The 16,588-nt window shown below is 62.3% G+C and carries 15 protein-coding genes; 3 read left to right on the top strand and 12 right to left on the bottom strand.

The features are described 5' to 3' along the window. Positions 1-62 precede the first annotated feature (62 nt). Positions 63-758 (top strand): OmpW/AlkL family protein, encoded by a 696-nt coding sequence (locus ATN84_RS14125; protein ID WP_068882273.1) that lies wholly within the window; start codon positions 63-65, stop codon positions 756-758. A 106-nt stretch (positions 759-864) separates the two neighbouring features. Here ATN84_RS14125 and ATN84_RS14120 read toward each other — a convergent pair whose 3' ends face one another. Beyond that, positions 865-1,320, bottom strand: coding sequence for an NUDIX domain-containing protein (locus tag ATN84_RS14120; protein ID WP_068882662.1), 456 nt, complete (start codon positions 1,318-1,320; stop codon positions 865-867). Positions 1,321-1,416: 96 nt separating this feature from the next. Here ATN84_RS14120 and ATN84_RS14115 point away from each other — a divergent pair, with 96 nt between their 5' ends. Then, on the top strand, positions 1,417-2,349 hold the full coding sequence (locus ATN84_RS14115; RefSeq protein ID WP_068882272.1) for a metallophosphoesterase family protein: 933 nt from the start codon (positions 1,417-1,419) through the stop codon (positions 2,347-2,349). A 23-nt stretch (positions 2,350-2,372) separates the two neighbouring features. Here the strand turns inward: ATN84_RS14115 and ATN84_RS14110 are convergent, their stop codons facing one another. From ATN84_RS14110 to putA, 8 genes are all read right to left on the bottom strand, one after another. After that, positions 2,373-3,137, bottom strand: coding sequence for an SDR family oxidoreductase (locus tag ATN84_RS14110; protein ID WP_068882271.1), 765 nt, complete (start codon positions 3,135-3,137; stop codon positions 2,373-2,375). Positions 3,138-3,238: 101 nt separating this feature from the next. Then, positions 3,239-3,886 carry a hypothetical protein gene (locus tag ATN84_RS14105; RefSeq protein ID WP_068882270.1) on the bottom strand — a complete coding sequence of 216 codons (648 nt, stop codon included), beginning with the start codon at positions 3,884-3,886 and terminating at the stop codon, positions 3,239-3,241. 98 nt (positions 3,887-3,984) lie between these two features. Beyond that, positions 3,985-5,682: a 2-isopropylmalate synthase gene (gene leuA, locus ATN84_RS14100; RefSeq protein ID WP_068882269.1), complete on the bottom strand. Its 1,698-nt coding sequence runs from the start codon at positions 5,680-5,682 to the stop codon at positions 3,985-3,987. 293 nt (positions 5,683-5,975) lie between these two features. Further along, entirely contained in the window at positions 5,976-6,437 is a 462-nt protein-coding gene (locus tag ATN84_RS14095) for a YiiD C-terminal domain-containing protein (protein WP_068882268.1), read from the bottom strand. A 4-nt stretch (positions 6,438-6,441) separates the two neighbouring features. Beyond that, positions 6,442-7,350: a cation diffusion facilitator family transporter gene (locus tag ATN84_RS14090; protein WP_068882267.1), complete on the bottom strand. Its 909-nt coding sequence runs from the start codon at positions 7,348-7,350 to the stop codon at positions 6,442-6,444. Between the two features lie 90 nt (positions 7,351-7,440). After that, positions 7,441-9,627: an anthranilate synthase gene (locus tag ATN84_RS14085; RefSeq protein WP_082766296.1), complete on the bottom strand. Its 2,187-nt coding sequence runs from the start codon at positions 9,625-9,627 to the stop codon at positions 7,441-7,443. Further along, positions 9,605-9,847: a hypothetical protein gene (locus ATN84_RS26925; RefSeq protein ID WP_153020246.1), complete on the bottom strand. Its 243-nt coding sequence runs from the start codon at positions 9,845-9,847 to the stop codon at positions 9,605-9,607. Before ATN84_RS26925 ends, ATN84_RS14085 begins: the two co-directional genes overlap by 23 nt. 368 nt (positions 9,848-10,215) lie before the next feature. Continuing rightward, on the bottom strand, positions 10,216-13,329 hold the full coding sequence (putA, locus tag ATN84_RS14080) for a bifunctional proline dehydrogenase/L-glutamate gamma-semialdehyde dehydrogenase PutA (RefSeq protein WP_068882265.1): 3,114 nt from the start codon (positions 13,327-13,329) through the stop codon (positions 10,216-10,218). A gap of 165 nt (positions 13,330-13,494) precedes the next feature. On the opposite strand from putA, the gene ATN84_RS14075 reads away from it, so the two are divergent. Next, positions 13,495-13,956 (top strand): Lrp/AsnC ligand binding domain-containing protein, encoded by a 462-nt coding sequence (locus tag ATN84_RS14075; protein ID WP_068882264.1) that lies wholly within the window; start codon positions 13,495-13,497, stop codon positions 13,954-13,956. Positions 13,957-13,997: 41 nt separating this feature from the next. Here the strand turns inward: ATN84_RS14075 and ATN84_RS14070 are convergent, their stop codons facing one another. From ATN84_RS14070 to ATN84_RS14060, 3 genes are all read right to left on the bottom strand, one after another. Then, entirely contained in the window at positions 13,998-14,213 is a 216-nt protein-coding gene (locus ATN84_RS14070; protein ID WP_068882263.1) for a DUF4287 domain-containing protein, read from the bottom strand. Positions 14,214-14,320: 107 nt separating this feature from the next. Continuing rightward, positions 14,321-15,703, bottom strand: a complete 1,383-nt coding sequence (gene chrA, locus ATN84_RS14065; protein ID WP_068882661.1) for a chromate efflux transporter — start codon at positions 15,701-15,703, stop codon at positions 14,321-14,323. A gap of 26 nt (positions 15,704-15,729) precedes the next feature. Beyond that, positions 15,730-16,542 (bottom strand): chromate resistance protein ChrB domain-containing protein, encoded by an 813-nt coding sequence (locus ATN84_RS14060; protein WP_068882262.1) that lies wholly within the window; start codon positions 16,540-16,542, stop codon positions 15,730-15,732. Between the last annotated feature and the right edge of the window lie 46 nt (positions 16,543-16,588).

Here is a 16,588-nt window from a genome sequence, read left to right as displayed (position 1 = left end):
GCTCTCTCTCCGGCGGCGCGATGTTGCGCTGCATCATCCACAGGGATCAAGGAGAGAAGATCATGATGAAAGAGCGTAAGAGCGTGGCGCGGGGGTTCGTGGCGGCCGCCGCCCTCTTCCTCGCGGGACATCAGGCCGCCGCGGCCGATATTGCAGTAGCCCCCGAGGCGCCCGTGGCGGAAGCGCCTGCCACATTGAGCCCATGGCAGTTCCGTCTGCGCGCGCTCGGCGTTATCACCAACGACAAGGGCAGCGTCGACCAGATCCCCGGCTCCGACCTCTCCTATTCGGACTCGGTCGTCCCCGAACTCGACATCACCTATTACTTCACCGACAATCTGGCCGCCGAACTCATTCTCGGCACCACCAAGGCCAACATCGATGGCGACGGAACGATCGGCGGGCTCGGCAAGATCGGCGAGGTCTGGGTGCTGCCGCCGACGCTGACGCTGCAATATCATTTCACCAATTTCGGCGCTTTCAAGCCCTATGTCGGCGCGGGCGTCAACTACACCATCTTCTACAATCAGGACGGCACCGGCGCGCTGCGGGACCTCGACGTCAAGAACACCTTCGGCGCTGCCCTGCAGGTCGGCTTCGACTACATGATCGACGAGCATTGGGGCCTCAACTTCGATGTGAAGAAGATCTTCCTCAAGCCAAACTTCGACGCCACATTGGCCGACGGCACGAGGATTTCCGGTGAAGCCAAGCTCGATCCCTGGCTGATCGGCGCGGGTGTGACGTATCGGTTCTGAGAACGTCGATGCTGTGCCCCCCTCTGCCCGGCAGGGCAGAGGGGGGTGATTTCATTGAATCAATCTCGCAACAATCCCGCCCAACCGATTCAATCGACTCACTATTTCACCACAGCTCCGACGGCGTTTCGCCTTCAAGTATCTCCTTAAGACGCCGCCGTGTCGATTTGGTCGTCCCCTCGGGCAGATCGGCGATGGGGAAGAAGCCCGCCTCCGCTATCTCGCGATCGGCAAGGCGCGGCGCGGTCTGCCGGAAGCGGCGGCAGACGTAGAGCGCCACATGATCGCGCTTTGAGGCATGGGCGTTCTTGTAGAGCGCGAAGAGTTCGGGCGGTCCGGTCAGCTCGATATTGCCTTCCTCGCGCAATTCCTTGGCCAACGCCTCCGCGAAGGTCTCCCCCGTCTCCACGCCGCCACCCGGCAATTGCCAGCCCGGCACATAGGTGTGGCGGATGAGAAAGACCGTGCCTGCCGTCTCGTCCAGCACCAGCGCGCGCACACCGAGCGTCATCGGACGGCGGAACAGGAAATAGCTGTGGAACACCCAGTGCCGCAGTCTCAAACTGATATCTGCCATGGACGACTGGCCCCTCGCTTTTCAGGCTTCGATGCAGCCCGGCACTGGATTTGAAACCAGCACTATTCTAAACCGGTCTGCATGTTTCACTTGGCGCATATTTCCGACATACACCTTTCTCCGCTGCCGGGCATCACCTATCGGGAACTCGCGTCCAAGCGCATCACCGGCTACATAAACTGGCGGCGCAACCGCCAGGGCGTAATGACCAGCGGCGCGCTCGAAGCGCTCATCGCCGACATGCAGGCGCAGGCGCCGGATCATATCGCCATCACCGGCGATCTCGTCAATCTGGCGCTCGATCTGGAAGTGAAGGCGGCGCGGCTCTGGCTCGAAACCCTGGGCGATCCTGCCGACGTCTCTGTTGTTCCCGGCAATCATGACGCCTATGTGCCGGGCGCACTCGACAATGCCTGCCGCATATGGGAGCCATGGATGCGGGGGGACGGCGTCGACAATGCCGGCCATCGGGTGGAGTTTCCCTATCTGCGCGTGCGCGACGGCGTGGCGCTGATCGGCGTTTCCTCGGCGCGCGCCACCGCCCCATTCATGGCCAGCGGCGATTTCGGCCGCGGTCAGGCCAAGCGCCTCGCCCAGATGCTGGACGAAACAGCCGGACGCGGCCTTTTCCGCGTCGTCATGATTCATCATCCGCCGGTTCGCGGCGCGGCCCCCGCCCACAAGCGGCTTTACGGCATCGGTCGCTTCCAGAAGATCATCAGGAAGCACGGCGCCGAACTTATCCTGCACGGGCATACGCATCTCGCGACGCGCTATGAGATTGACGGCCCCTCCTGGAAGGTACCGGTGATCTGCGTACCTTCCGCCAGCCAGAGTTTCGGCGAAAGGCGCCCTGCCGCGCGCTTCAACCTCTTCACCATTGGAAAGGCGGACGGGAAATGGACCTGCCGCTGGATCGAACGCGGCGTCATCGGCTCCGACAAGCAGATCGCCACGATTGCCGAGCATGAGCTTGACGTGGCGCACGACCTTCAGTCCTCAACGGGTTCTTAGAATAAGCAGGAGGCGGACGTCCTCTACACCAACCTCACCGATATGCCACCATCCACGAGCAGCGGGCTTCCCGTCATGAAGCTCGACCGGTCAGACAGGAGGAAAAGGGCCGCCTGCGCTATCTCTTGCGGCTCCGCCATCCGCTTGATCGGATGCAGGTTGGCAATGAAATCCAGAACTTCCGGATTTCCCTCTCCGCCGGCCGGCGTGATCGTCCCGCCCGGCAAGAGCGCATTGACGCGCACACCATCAGCGGCGTGATCAGAGGCCAGCGACTGCATCAGGCCGATCAGTCCGGCCTTGGACGCCGCATAGGCTCCCATTCCCGGCATTCCGCCATTGCTGAACCCGACGAAGGAAGATGTGAACACGATCGATCCCCTTCCCAGCTTCTTCATCACCGGTATCTGCGCCTTGGCGGCGAGAAAAGCACTCGTCAGATTGACCGAAATGACATCGTTCCAATTGTCGAGCGCCATATCCGCGACCGGCTGCATCTCCCCAACAATACCGGCATTGTTGAACGCGCCGTCCAGCCCGCCGAATTCCTTTACGGCGAGGTCGACAAGCGTATCCGCATAACCCTCGTCTCTCACGTCGCCGGCGAGAAATACGGCCCTACCCGAGCCACCGCCACGATTGATTTGCCCGGCAAGTGCTTCCAGCTCCGCCGACCGCCGTGCGCCGAGGACCAGATTGGCGCCTTCGGCCGCGAACAGCAAAGCCGCCGCTGCACCGATCCCGCTGCTTGCCCCGGTTATGATGATCGACTTGTTTTGCAGTTCCATGAATTTGATCTCCTGTCATGTTGGGACAGGAGGTCTAGCGGCCGGGCAATGAGCCCAGCTATCCGTTTCTTGCTTTGATATCGATGAGCGGCGAAACCGCCTCAGATTACCACGCTGAAGCGATCCTGTAGCACGACGAGCAGGACACCACAGGCGGCAAGAGCGCCGATCAGGAACCAGACCAACCCCGACACGAAGCCGGCCCACCGGCTCTGCCTGGGCGGCTCGGCCAGCGCCGCCGCCTGGACGGAGACCGGTGCGGACGTCTCCTCATCCTCCTTCGCAGATGCACCGGCAACGGTCGTCCCTATCCGCAGGTCGACGAGATCGCCTTCGAGGAGACGCTCCCGCTCGACCATGCGCTCCGCGATATAGGCGGTCACCGCATCGGAAACGGGCTTGATTTCGGTCGATTCGGCCACGACGATGCGTCCGAGACGCGTATCGCGGACGAAGCGATAGGTGCGGCGGTCCCGCCCCATCATCACATGCGCGGTGGCATCGATCCAAAGCCGCGGCTGCAGGCCGGTCGAAAGGGCGAAATCCCATTGCGGATCGTCGGAGGGAACCTCGTCGAACACCGGCTGGAGATCCTGCGCCAGGAGCTCCAGCCTAGCCCGGTCGGCCTCCTTCATGTCGACCACGACATCGCCACGATCGGCGGCGGCGATCTTCGCCGTGCGCACGGCTTCCGAAAGCCGGCGTGTGGTGGCTCCGGCTGAACTGATCTTCTCGCTCGTCTCGTTCATGGCATGTCCCGAGTTGCTCTTGGTTAACAGGACATTAACCTAGAGAAGGGAGTAAGGGAACAAGTGAGTAAGGAACATACCCCTACTCCCTTACTGCCCTACACTCGGTTCGCCGCCGCCACGATCGCCTCGAGCGAGGCGGTGACGATATTGTCGTTGATGCCGACGCCGAAGATTTTCCCGCCGGGATGGGCGATCTCCATGTAGCAGACGGCGGAGGCGTCGGAGCCCTGCCGCAACGAGTGCTCGGAATAATCGACCACCGAGAGCTTGATGCCGAGATAATGCGACAGCGCATCGACGAAGCCGTCGATCGGCCCGGTTCCATTGCCTTCGATCCGCTTCGTCTTGCCATTGTCGGTGATCTCGGCCGACATGATCCGCCGGCCCTTCCGCTCGGGGTCGGGATAGGTGTGGTGATCGACGAATTTCAGCCGCGCACCAGGCTGCTCCACATAGATTTTCTGGAACTCGTCATGAATGCGCTTCGACGGCAGCTCCTTGCCTTCCTCATCCGTGATTTGCTGGATCACGTCGCGGAATTCCACCTGCAGATTGCGCGGCAGGTTGAGCCCGTAATCGGCCTGCAGGATATAGGCGAGGCCGCCCTTGCCGGACTGCGAGTTGATGCGGATGATCGCCTCGTAGGAACGCCCCACATCCTGCGGGTCGATCGGCAGGTAAGGCACCTCCCATTGCGGCTTGTTGGCCTGGCGGATCGCCTTCATGCCCTTGTTGATCGCATCCTGGTGCGAGCCGGAGAAAGCGGTATAGACGAGTTCGCCCACATAGGGATGCCGCTCGGGGATGCGCAGCTGGTTCGAATATTCGTAAACCTCCTTCATCCGATTGATGTCGGAGCAATCGAGTTCTGGATCGACCCCTTGCGTGAACATATTGAGCGCCAGCGTCACCACGTCAACATTGCCGGTGCGCTCGCCATTGCCGAAAAGCGTGCCCTCCACCCGGTCGGCGCCAGCCATCAGGCCGAGTTCCGTCGCGGCGATGCCGGTGCCACGGTCATTATGCGGATGCAGCGAGATGATCAGATTCTCGCGATTATCCAGATTGCGGCACATCCATTCGATCTGGTCGGCATAGATATTCGGCGTCGCCATTTCGACCGTCGATGGCAGGTTGATGATCAGCTTGTTCTCGGCCGTCGGCTTCACGATCTCGGTGACGGCGTTGCAGATCTCGAGCGCCACGTCCAGTTCCGTGCCCGTGAAACTCTCCGGCGAATATTCGAAGCGGAAACCGCCACCCGCCTTCGCCGCCATGTCGGTGATCATCTTGGCGGCGTCGGTGGCGATCTGCTTGATGCCGGCGACATCCTTGGCGAACACCACGCGGCGCTGCAACTCGCTGGTGGAATTGTAGAAATGGATGATGGGGCGATGCGCGCCTTCCAGCGCCTCGAAGGTGCGGGTGATCAGCTCAGGCCGGCATTGCACCAGCACCTGCAGCGAGACGTCGTGGGGCACGCCCCCCTCCTCCACGCACCAGCGGGCGAAGTCGAAATCGGTCTGCGAGGCCGAGGGAAAGCCGATCTCGATCTCCTTGAAGCCCATTTCCAGCAGAAGCTGGAACATGCGCGCCTTGCGATCATGCCCCATCGGGTCGATCAGCGCCTGATTGCCGTCGCGCAAATCCACCGAACACCAGATCGGCGCCTTCTCGATACGCGTGCTGGGCCAGGTCCGGTCGGGAAGATCGACCAACGGATAAGGCTGATACTTGGTGCCGGCGATAGGCATGCCCTTGGCAAAGGCGAAAGGGGCTTTGGTCTCGTTCATGGCTAGTCTCGTTTCTTCAGGTCATAAACCATACCGGCAGCATATGACCGGATGGCGACGGCATTAATCTCGTACAATTGGGTTGAAAGACAAAGGAGCATCGGCCTGGCGACCATTCGACCGCCGGACGCTCCTCTCAATGAGCCCGACGGTCGCCGATAAGGCCGAGAAGAAGCGAGAGTGGAAGCGCGCAAGCCTTCGCGCCCGCGGATACGGAGCGAACGAAGGAGGATATGACCGGGCGCGTGTTCATGGAGGCAATTGATAGCCGAGACACTGGCGGGACGCAAGAGTTATGACATTCGACCCGAAAAGGCATCCAGAGCCACAAACTCACCGGAAAAACGGCCCGCGACATTCCCCTCATAGTCGAGCACGGCGGCTATTTCTATCCGCGCCCTGCCCTTCCGCCTGAGCATTTCGACGAAACGGCCCCAGTTCGCGCCGGCTGCAAGCTGCGAGCGGGCACTGAAGGTTCCGCTGATCGGGGCGTCATACCGCATCGTGTTGCTCTGGATGACGATGCGGCTCACAATCCCCTCCCGCACGAGACGGATGTGGACGAGCGACCATGCGGCCAGGATCGCAAGCGCCGAAGCGCTTCCGCCGAAAACCGTTTCGCGATGATTGATATTGGGCGAAAGCGGTGCTTTGAGAACAACACTCTCATCGTGCAGCGCAACGACCGCCACCTGCATCGCCATCGAAAGCGGAATATGTTCGTGAAGGTAAAGCTGCAGCTCGCTTTCGGTCATGGGGTCACGCAAAAGGCACCGCCGCCGTGCCGCGCGGCAGTTTCGCCTCGTCTTCCGGTTCGACGTGGATGATGACGCGGGCGCTGGGGATCACTGCCTTCAACGCATCCTCGATGCGGTCGCAGATGACATGGGCGTCGCCGACGCTCATCTCCGCCGCCACCACCATGTGGAACTCGATGAAGGTGGCGCGGCCGGCGACACGGGTTTTCAGGTCGTGCACCTCGATCGCCCCGCCCGCATTAGCTGAAATGATATCGCGGATGCGGATCGTCTCGTCGAGATCGACGCCGACATCCATCAGCCCCTGTACCGATGAATTGACGACGTGCCAGCCCTGCCAGAGGATATTGAGCGCCACGATGATGGCGAGCAGCGGGTCCAGCACATCCCAGCCGGTTAAGATGGCGGCGACGAGGCCGGCGAGCACGCCGATGGAGGTAATCACATCGGTCATGATATGGCGGCCGTCAGCGAGAAGTGCGGGCGATTTCTCGCGGGTTCCCGTCCGGATCAGCACCATCGCCCAAAGGGCGTTGATGATGCCCGCGGCGCCGTTGATGGCAAGGCCCATCCACGGCTCCTCCAATGTCCGCGGCGCACGGATCGCGCCCCATGCCTCGCGGAAGATCAGAAGCGCCGCCACGACGATCAGCACACCTTCCAGCACGGCGGAAAAATATTCCGCCTTGTGATGACCAAACGGGTGGTTCTGGTCGGCGGGCTTGTGGCTGACGCGGATCGCCCACCAGGCAGCGACCGCGGCAATGACATTGACGATCGATTCCAACGCGTCGGAATAGAGCGCAATGGAGCCGGTGACGGCAAAAGCCAGATATTTCAGCGCGAGAACGCCGAAAGCGACCGGGATCGACCAGGTGGAGAGAAGCTGGATCTTTTTCTTCGCGTCCATGGTCATCCCGATGGTGAGTAGTGAGATAGTGGGCAGTGAGATAGTGAAAAATACCATTCACTACCTCACTATTCCCTACTCACCATCTCACTACGCCGCCCTTTCCTTCGCCCGCCTCGGCAGATGCGCCACCACATTCTCGATCATGCGCATGCCGGCATCATGGCCGAGCGTCATAATCGATTCTGGATGGAACTGCACGGCTGCGATCGGCTCCTTTTTGTGCTCGAAAGCCATGATGACGCCATCCTCCGTCTCCGCCGTGATGGTGAAATCGTCAGGCAGGCGCACCGGATCGGCGAAGATCGAGTGATAGCGCCCGACAGTCACCTCCTTCGGCAGGCCGGAGAAAACAAGGCCCGGCTTCAGCACGCGGATGCGCGACGGCTTGCCGTGCATCGGCACATGCAATTGCCTGAGCGTACCGCCATAAGCCTCGGCGAGCGCCTGCAGCCCCAGGCAAACGCCGAAGATCGGCAGCTCGCGTTTGCGCGCCTTGGCGATGGTTCCCTTGCAGTCGAAATCCTCCGGCCGGCCAGGGCCCGGCGAAAGCACCACCAGATCCGGTTTCAGGCGGTCGAACAGTTCCTCCGCCACCGGCGAGCGCACCGTCGAGACGGTCGCCCCGGTCTGGCGGAAATAATTCGCCAGCGTGTGCACGAAGGAATCCTCGTGATCGACGAGCAGGATCGACAGCCCCTCACCGACGCGAGATGTCGCGCGCACCTCGCCGGAAGCGTTGGCCTTGTGCGCGTCCCGGATGGCCGAGAGCATGGCGGAAGCCTTCAGCTCTGTCTCCGCCTCTTCCTCTTCCGGCACGGAATCATAGAGCAGCGTCGCCCCTGCACGCACCTGCGCGATGCCGTCCTTGATGCGGATGGTCCTGAGTGTCAGGCCGGTGTTCATGTCGCCGTTGAAATGCACCATGCCGATCGCTCCGCCATACCAGGCGCGCGGGCTCTTCTCGTTTTCCTCGATGAAGCGCATCGCCCAGAGCTTCGGCGCGCCGGTCACCGTCACCGCCCAGGCGTGGCTCAGGAAACCGTCGAACGCGTCCATGCCCTCGCGTAAGCGGCCCTCGATATGATCGACGGTGTGGATGAGGCGCGAATACATCTCGATCTGCCGCCGCCCGATAACGCGGACCGAACCCGGCTCGCACACCCGGCTCTTGTCGTTGCGGTCGACATCCGAACACATGGTCAGCTCGGATTCGTCCTTCTTCGAATTGAGCAGTTTCAGGATCTGCTCCGAATCCGAAATCGCGTCGTCGCCGCGCTTGATCGTGCCTGATATCGGGCATGTCTCGATCCGCCGGCCATTGACCCGCACGAACATCTCCGGCGAGGCGCCGATGAGATATTCCCCCTCGCCCAGATTGATGAAGAAGGAATAGGGGGAAGGGTTGATCGCCTTCAAGCGGCGGGAGATCTCCGAAGGCTTGGTCTCGCAACGCTCGTAAAAGGTCTGGCCTGGCACCACCTCGAAAAGATCGCCGCGCTTGAAGCTCTCCTTGGCCTTCTCGACCAATTGCGCAAACTCGCCCGGATTGTGATCGCCGCGCGGCGGAATGCTGGCCGCCGGTTCGAACGGCTCGACCTTCGTGTCGCGCGGCAGCCCTTCCGTGGTAGACCCGCCATAGGAGAACTCATAACGGTCGAACCAGGCCTTGGCCGAATAGTGGTCGCAGACCAGGATCTCATCAGGCAGGTAAAGCACCAGGTCGCGCTGATTGTCCGGACGCTTCAATTTATATTCGATCGGGTCGAACTGGAACGCCAGATCATAGCCGAAAGCGCCATAGAGCCCGAGATTGGCATCCTCCTCGGAAAAGAACAGGCCGACAATGGCGCGCAGCGCCGTGAAGACCGAAGGCGCACGCGACCGCTCCTCTTCCGTGAAATGCCGTTGCGGCTCGGCGATCGCGAGCTCGATCAGCTTTTCTTCCGACCTCACCACCGTCACGTCGTCAAGGTTCTTGAGAACTTCGAGGATCGGACGCAGCATCACCACGCCGCGCGTGTTGAGCGCCTCGATCTTCATGCGGCGGCCGCTGGAGGTGACGATTACCGGCGGGTCGATGATCGCCGTATCCCAGCGCGTATAGCGCCCAGGATATTCGTAATTGGAGGAGAAGACCGCGCCGCGCCGCCCGTCCAGCGCGTCGATGCGAGCCTCGATCGCCCCGGCGTAAGCCGTCGGCACCCGCGTCCTTGTGATGGCGACCCCGCCTGATGTCACATAGTCATGCACTTCATTCTCGGCAGTCATTGCCATCGTCCTCAACTCCGTTGCGCTTGCCCTGGCGGCTTAAACGGACGGTCAAACAAAAAGGCCGCCCGGAAATTCCGTTGCGGCCCTGATCCCTTTGCGCGCGTGCAAAACGACTGCGTGGCCGCCTTAGCGGACCCACCACCAGCCATTCGTGATAATGCGCGCGTTGTTCATGGAGGTGATTGTTAGCGTCGAGTTGCATTTCTTGCAACTGCAAAATCATATGCAGCGGTCCAGCTACCATAGGGCTGCCCCGCCTCGACATCAAAGCATTGGAAGGCTGCACTGAAAAAAAGGAAAGTCCGGACCGTGTGGAGCGATCCGGACTTTCATTGTCCGTTTTGCGGACAACATCAGGTAGGGCATAAGCGGGGGGACCCTAAGCCTGATTTCGGTCGGATATCGAAATGCCCCATAACGACATCCGTATTTGCAATCATTAGGTGTTAAAATTCATCAAGTACGGCACTTATCTATCTCAGGTTGCATCGCAAATCAAGCAAAAAAAGCCCTGTTTCCGGAGGCTTTTCCACAGGATGGTTAATCTCCCTAGAAATTGCTGCCAGGTTTTTACAACTTATACGTGCTTTATCATTCACCCATGGCGATGAGGCTGGCATTGCCGCCGGCGGCCGCCGTATTGACCGAGACCACCTGCTCCAGCGCAAAGCGCGTCAAATAGGTCGGGCCGCCCGCCTTGGGTCCTGTGCCGGAAAGGCCGGAGCCGCCGAAAGGCTGCGTGCCGACCACCGCGCCGATCGTATTGCGGTTGACATAGATGTTGCCGACATCGAGTCGGTCCACCACCTTGGCGACCGTCGCTTCTATGCGCGTATGCAGACCGAAGGTCAGCCCGTAGCCGGTGGCGGCGATCGAATCGAGCACCCGGTCCAATTCCCTCGCCCTCCAGCGCACCACATGCAGGATGGGGCCGAACACCTCACGCGTCAGCGCCTCAGGCCGGTCGAGCTCCACGATATGCGGCGCGAAGAAAATGCCCTCCTCCGGCGCCGTGCCGGCGAAGCGGACCTTCTGCGTCTTCCGCATCTCCTCGATGTGCTCGGCCAGCATGGCACGCTGCGCCTCGTCGATAACAGGCCCGACATCAGTCGATGGCAGCGCCGGATCGTCCAGCACCAGCTCCTTGGCAGCACCCTCGATCATCTCCAGCATGGAATCTGCGATATCCTCCTGCAGATAGAGGATGCGCAGCGCCGAGCAGCGCTGCCCGGCCGAGCGGAAGGCCGACATAATAACATCGTCGGTCACCTGCTCGGCAAGCGCGGTGGCGTCGACGATCATCGCATTGAGACCGCCGGTCTCCGCGATCAGCGGCACGATCGGACCGTTCTTCGCGGCGAGCGTCCGGTTGATCGCCCAGGCGGTTTCGGTCGAGCCGGTGAAGGCGACGCCGCCGATGGCGGGATGCGCCGTCAGCGCTGCGCCGACCTTGCCGTCGCCCGGCACGTAGAGCACCGCATCCCTGGGCACACCCGCCTCATGCAGGAGCTTCACCGCTTCATAAGCGATGAGCGGCGTCTGTTCGGCCGGCTTGGCGATCACCGCATTGCCGGCGGCGAGCGCAGCCGTCACCTGGCCCAGGAAGATCGCCAGCGGGAAATTCCAGGGGCTGATGCAGACGAAGACGCCACGTCCGCGATGGCGCAGCCGGTCGTCCTCGCCCGTCGGGCCGGGCATCACCATGTCGTGGCCGAACTGGCGGCGCGCTTCCGCCGCGTAATAGCGGCAGAAATCCACCGCTTCGCGGATTTCGGCGATGCCGTCATCGAGCGTCTTGCCCCCCTCGCGCGTCAGCAAGTCCATCAGCCGGTCGCGGTTTTGCTCCAGCAGATCGCCGGCCCGCTCCAGCGCCGCCGCCCGATCCTCCACCGGGATACGCGACCACCCCGCAAAGCCCTTGCGCGCGATCTCGACCGCCCTGCCCGCCTCTTCGGCGCTCGCCGGGATAACCGTGCCGACTTGCCCCCCATCGACCGGCGACGCGACCGGCTCTGCCTTCCCCGAAACTTTCAATCCAGGAATGAGCGGCGCGGCGTCGACATTGCGGCGCGCAGCGGCGATGCCGGTCAGAAGACCGGCCAGTTCCTCGCGGTCGCCGAATTCGAGCCCGGACGAATTGCGCCGCTTGCCGTAGAGATCGCGCGGCAGTGGAATGGCGGGATGGCGGTAGCCCTTGCCGTCCTCCAGCTTCTGCGCCGGGCGCACCAGAAGGTCGGATATCGGCACGCTCTCGTCGCCCACCACCGAGACGAAGGAGGAATTGGCGCCATTCTCCAAAAGCCGCCGCACGAGATAGGCGAGCAGATCGCGATAGCCGCCGACAGGCGCATAGATGCGGCAGGCGATCTTCTCGCCCTTCTCGGTGATCTGCTTGTAGAGGCTCTCGCCCATGCCGTGCAGGCGCTGGAACTCGAAGCCGCTCTTGTCGGCGCCCGCCATCTCCAGGATGGTGGCCACCGTCAGCGCGTTATGCGTGGCGAATTGCGGGAAGATGCGCGGCCGCGCCGCCAGCATCCGCTTGGCGCAGGCGAGATAGGAGGCATCCGTCGCGGGCTTGCGGGTGAAGACGGGATAATCGGCAAGCCCCCGCTCCTGCGCCCGCTTCACCTCGGTGTCCCAATAGGCGCCCTTGACGAGGCGCACCATCATCCGCCGCCCGAAGCGGCCGGCCAGCGCATCGATATGCTCGATCACCTCCAGAGCCCGCTTCTGATAGGCCTGGATGGCAAGGCCGAAACCGTCCCAGCCGTCGAGCGAGGGATCGGCGAACACGTCATCGATCACGTCGAGCGAGAGCTCCAGCCGGTCCGCCTCCTCCGCGTCGATGGTGAAATTGAGATCATAGGCCTTCGCCTTCTGCGCCAGCGCCAGCACGTCGGGCACCAGCTCCTCCAGCACCTGCTCGCGATGCGTCGCGAGATACCGCGGATGCAGCGCCGAAAGCTTGACCGAAATCCCCATCCGGTCCGGCAAAGGCTTGTTGCCCGTCGCCTTGCCGATGGCGTCGATCGCATCGGCATAGGACTGGAAATAGCGCTTGGCGTCGGCGCGGGTGCGCGCGCCTTCGCCCAGCATGTCGAAGGAATGGCGATAGCCCTTGGCCTCGTTGGCGCGTGCGCGCTTCAGCGCCTCCCCGATCGTCTCGCCCAGCACGAAATGATGGCCGAGGAAGCGCATCGCCTGCTTGGTCGCGGTGCGCACCGTCGGCAGGCCGACACGCTTCACCAGCGAGGCGACGACGCCCTCCGGCGTCTCGCCCGGCTTGATCACCTTGGCGGAAAGGCCGAGCGCCCAGGCGGAGGCCGAGACGAACCAGGTGTCGCCATGCGCCTCGTGCTCGGACCAGTGCCCCTCCTTCAGCTTGTCCTCGATGAGCTTGTCCTGCGTCGCCGCGTCAGGCACGCGCAAAAGCGCCTCCGCCAGCACCATCAGCGCGAGACCTTCACGCGTCGAAAGCCCGTATTCGCGCAAGAAATCCTCCACCCCGCCGATGCCCTTCGCCTCCTTGCGGATCGTGGCGATATAGGCGCTCGCCCGCGCGTCGATGCGCCGGTTGGCTTCCGCATCGAAGCTGACGCTCTTCAACAGCGCGGCGACGAGCGCCTTGTCGTCGGGCGCGTAAGGGGCCGCGAACGGCGCAATCGCCGGCTTGGAGGAAGAAAGGGGTGCGGCCTGGACCGTCATGGGTGTGCTCCAGAAACAAAGGGAATAGAGCCGTTTTCCGGTTTCCACGAAGCAGGAAAGCGCCCTATGTGATTTCTCCCATATATTTCATTTTACATAGCTGTTCTCACCGATTAAAAGCGCCTTCATAGAGAAAATATCGAAATAAGAGGGGATTTTTAGGGGATGAAAGACCTGGACTCGATGGACCGCAAGATTCTGCGCGCTTTGCAGGACAATGGCAGGCTCACCAATACCGAGCTTGCCGACCACATCAATCTATCACAAACCGCGACCGCAGAGCGCGTAAAACGCCTGACCCGCGACGGCTATATCCTGGGTTATGCCGCGAAACTCTCGCCGAAGCTGCTCGACCGCTCGATGCTGGTCTTCGTCGAGATCAAGCTCGACCGCACGACGCCCGAGGTCTTCGACACCTTCGCCGAGGCGACGCGCAAGAACCCCGACGTGATGGAATGCCACATGGTGGCCGGCGGCTTCGACTATCTGGTCAAGGCCCGCGTCGCCGACATGGAACACTACCGCCGGTTTTTATCCGACGCTCTGCTGTCCCTGCCGGGGATACGCGAAACGCATACCTATGCCGTGATGGAGGAGGTGAAGGAAACGGCGAATATTCCGATTTGATTGGGGAGAGGATGGGGAAATAAAAAAGGGACGGCTGCCCCTCAGCCCTTATCCCTGGCCAGATGATACGCCACCAGCGCATTGGCATGGCCATGCCCCATCTTGTGCTCGGCCTTCAGCACGGAGACCATCTCCATGTGTTTCTTGCTCTTCATGCCTTCCAGAACCGCCAGCCAGTGGCTGATCGGCTGGCCATAGGTCTTCTCGATGGATGGAAAGTAGGAAGCGGGGCCTTTTACCTTGTTTTCTGCCGGCATCTGCGCTGTCTCCTGTCTCTGCCTGAATGGCGTCTATAAACATGCTGCCATCAAGGAACGATTGACAGGCATACGATCCGACAACGCGCGGATTATTTCAGCTACCCTCACGACATCAGCAGCGTCCATGCGATCCCCAAGCCTGCCGATAGCAGGAGCGTGGCGATAACCGACATTCTGAAACGGAAAATGGCGAGCGCCGCCAAGGCCGTCAGCGCGAGCGAGGGCCAGACGACCGAGCCGATGACAGGTGCATCCATCGACCATGCGCCCCATGAAATGCTCCGCACCTCGGCGAAGAGCACATGCAGTCCGAACCAGATCGCCAGATTGAGGATCACCCCCACCACCGCCGCCGTGATGGCCGACATGGCGCCTCCCAGCGCCGCATTGCCGCGCATCCTCTCGATGAATGGCGCGCCGAGGAAGATCCAGAGGAAGCTCGGCAGGAATGTCACCCAGGTCGTCAGGACGGCGGCGAGCGTTGCCGCCATCAGCGGATTGATCGTTCCGGCATCACGATAGCCGGCGAGGAAGCCGACGAACTGCGCAACCATGATCAGCGGGCCGGGCGTCGTCTCGGCCATGCCGAGCCCGTCCAGCATCTCGCCCGGCTGCAGCCAGCCGAAATGCTGGACCGCCTCCTGCGCCACATAGGCAAGGACGGCATAGGCGCCGCCGAAGGTGACGACGGCCATCTGGCTGAAGAAAACGCCGATCTTCGCAAAAACATTCGCAGGCCCGAGCGCCAGCAGGATAGCGATAACGGGGAGAAACCAGAGAGCGGCCAGAACGCCCGAGATTTTCATGGACCAGGCCAGGTTCGCCCGCGCGTGAACGGGAACATCCGCGCCGAGAACCGAGTCCCCGTCTTCCAGTATCTTGCCCGATCCCGCCTTGTGGCCGCCGCCCGCCTGGAAAGCGGCAAGCCCGGCCCGGCCGCCGAGATAGCCGATCACGCCGGTTGCGATGATGATGATTGGAAAGGGAATGTGCAGGAAGAAGATCGCGACGAACGCCGCGGCTGCGATGGCCATCATCACCCTGTTCTTCAGGGCGCGGCCGCCGATGCGGAAAACCGCCTGCAACACCACGGCCAGCACGGCGCATTTCAGCCCGAAGAACATGCCCTCAATGAAGGTGACATTGCCGAAAAGCACATAGACATAGCTGAGGGCGAGGATCGAAAGGAACCCCGGCAGGACGAACAGGACGCCAGCGATCACGCCGCCCAACGTCCTGTTGAGCAGCCAGCCGATATAGATGGCGAGCTGATGGGCTTCCGGTCCGGGCAGGAGCATGCAGTAGTTGAGCGCATGCAGGAACCGGTGTTCTCCGATCCACCGTTTCTCGTCCACCAGGATGCGGTGCATCACCGCGATCTGCCCCGCCGGGCCGCCGAAGCTGAGGGCGGCGACCCTGACCCAGACCCTGATCGCTTCCCGCAGGGGGACGATATCCGCCACCCCTCCCCCGCCGGCGCGCGACATACCCTTGGCAAGCCCGGCCACCGCTCTCATCCCTTCCTCGGGTTCGGCCAGTTGTGCGTCTCGTCGGTCGCATCGCGGCACCACCGGTAGAATGCGTCGTAGAGCGTCAGCCCGGCCTCCAGTTGCTGGAGATCGTCGTTGAACATGCGCGAGAGCCCAAGCGACGCGGCCAAAAGGCCGGGCGCTTCAGGTGCCAGCTCGGGCCGCGCCGTATCGGCCCCGCGCACGATCGCGGCGAGACGCTGGAGCGGCTCGGATTGAAGGGCGAATTCCTCCAGCATCACGTCGAAGGTGCAAAGCTCTCCGCGATGGCTCCAGAACACGTCCTCGATGTCGAACGGTGTCGCGTTGAAACGGTCGGCGACGGCGGGCCCCTCGCCGGCGGGAACGAACAGGAAGACGGCGAAGGGATCGATGAAGCGGCGGATGAGCCAGGGGCATGCGATCCGGTCGATCTTCGGGCGCGCACGCGTCACCCAGACCGTCCTCCCGCGCTGGTCGCGCGGCGGCAGTTTCCCGTCGGGAACAAGCATTCCCCCCGCCGCCCTCCAGGCCTCGAAGCCGCCTTCCAGCACCTCCGAGGGCATTCCCTCGTGGCGCAGATAGGCCGCGACGCCGTGGCTGAGCTTCTGCCCTTTCTGGCAGATCAGGATCGACGGCCCCGTCACCTCCGACCGCCACGCCTCCACCGCGCGATAGTCGCGCCGGATCGAGCCGGGAACGATCCGGGGATCGCTGGCGAAATCCTCGTCGATGCGCACGTCGATAAGCAATGGCGCGTTCGGCGTGCCGATGATGCGGTTCAGTTTGTCAGGGCTGATTTCGAGAAATGACGGCATAACGCGTCCCTCCGTTTGGCTCGGGTTCAAAGGACGCGATTCTTCA

The organism is Paramesorhizobium deserti, assembly GCF_001558695.1.
Lineage (GTDB): Bacteria > Pseudomonadota > Alphaproteobacteria > Rhizobiales > Rhizobiaceae > Paramesorhizobium > Paramesorhizobium deserti.
This window is presented reverse-complemented; position numbering and strand designations above follow the sequence as displayed.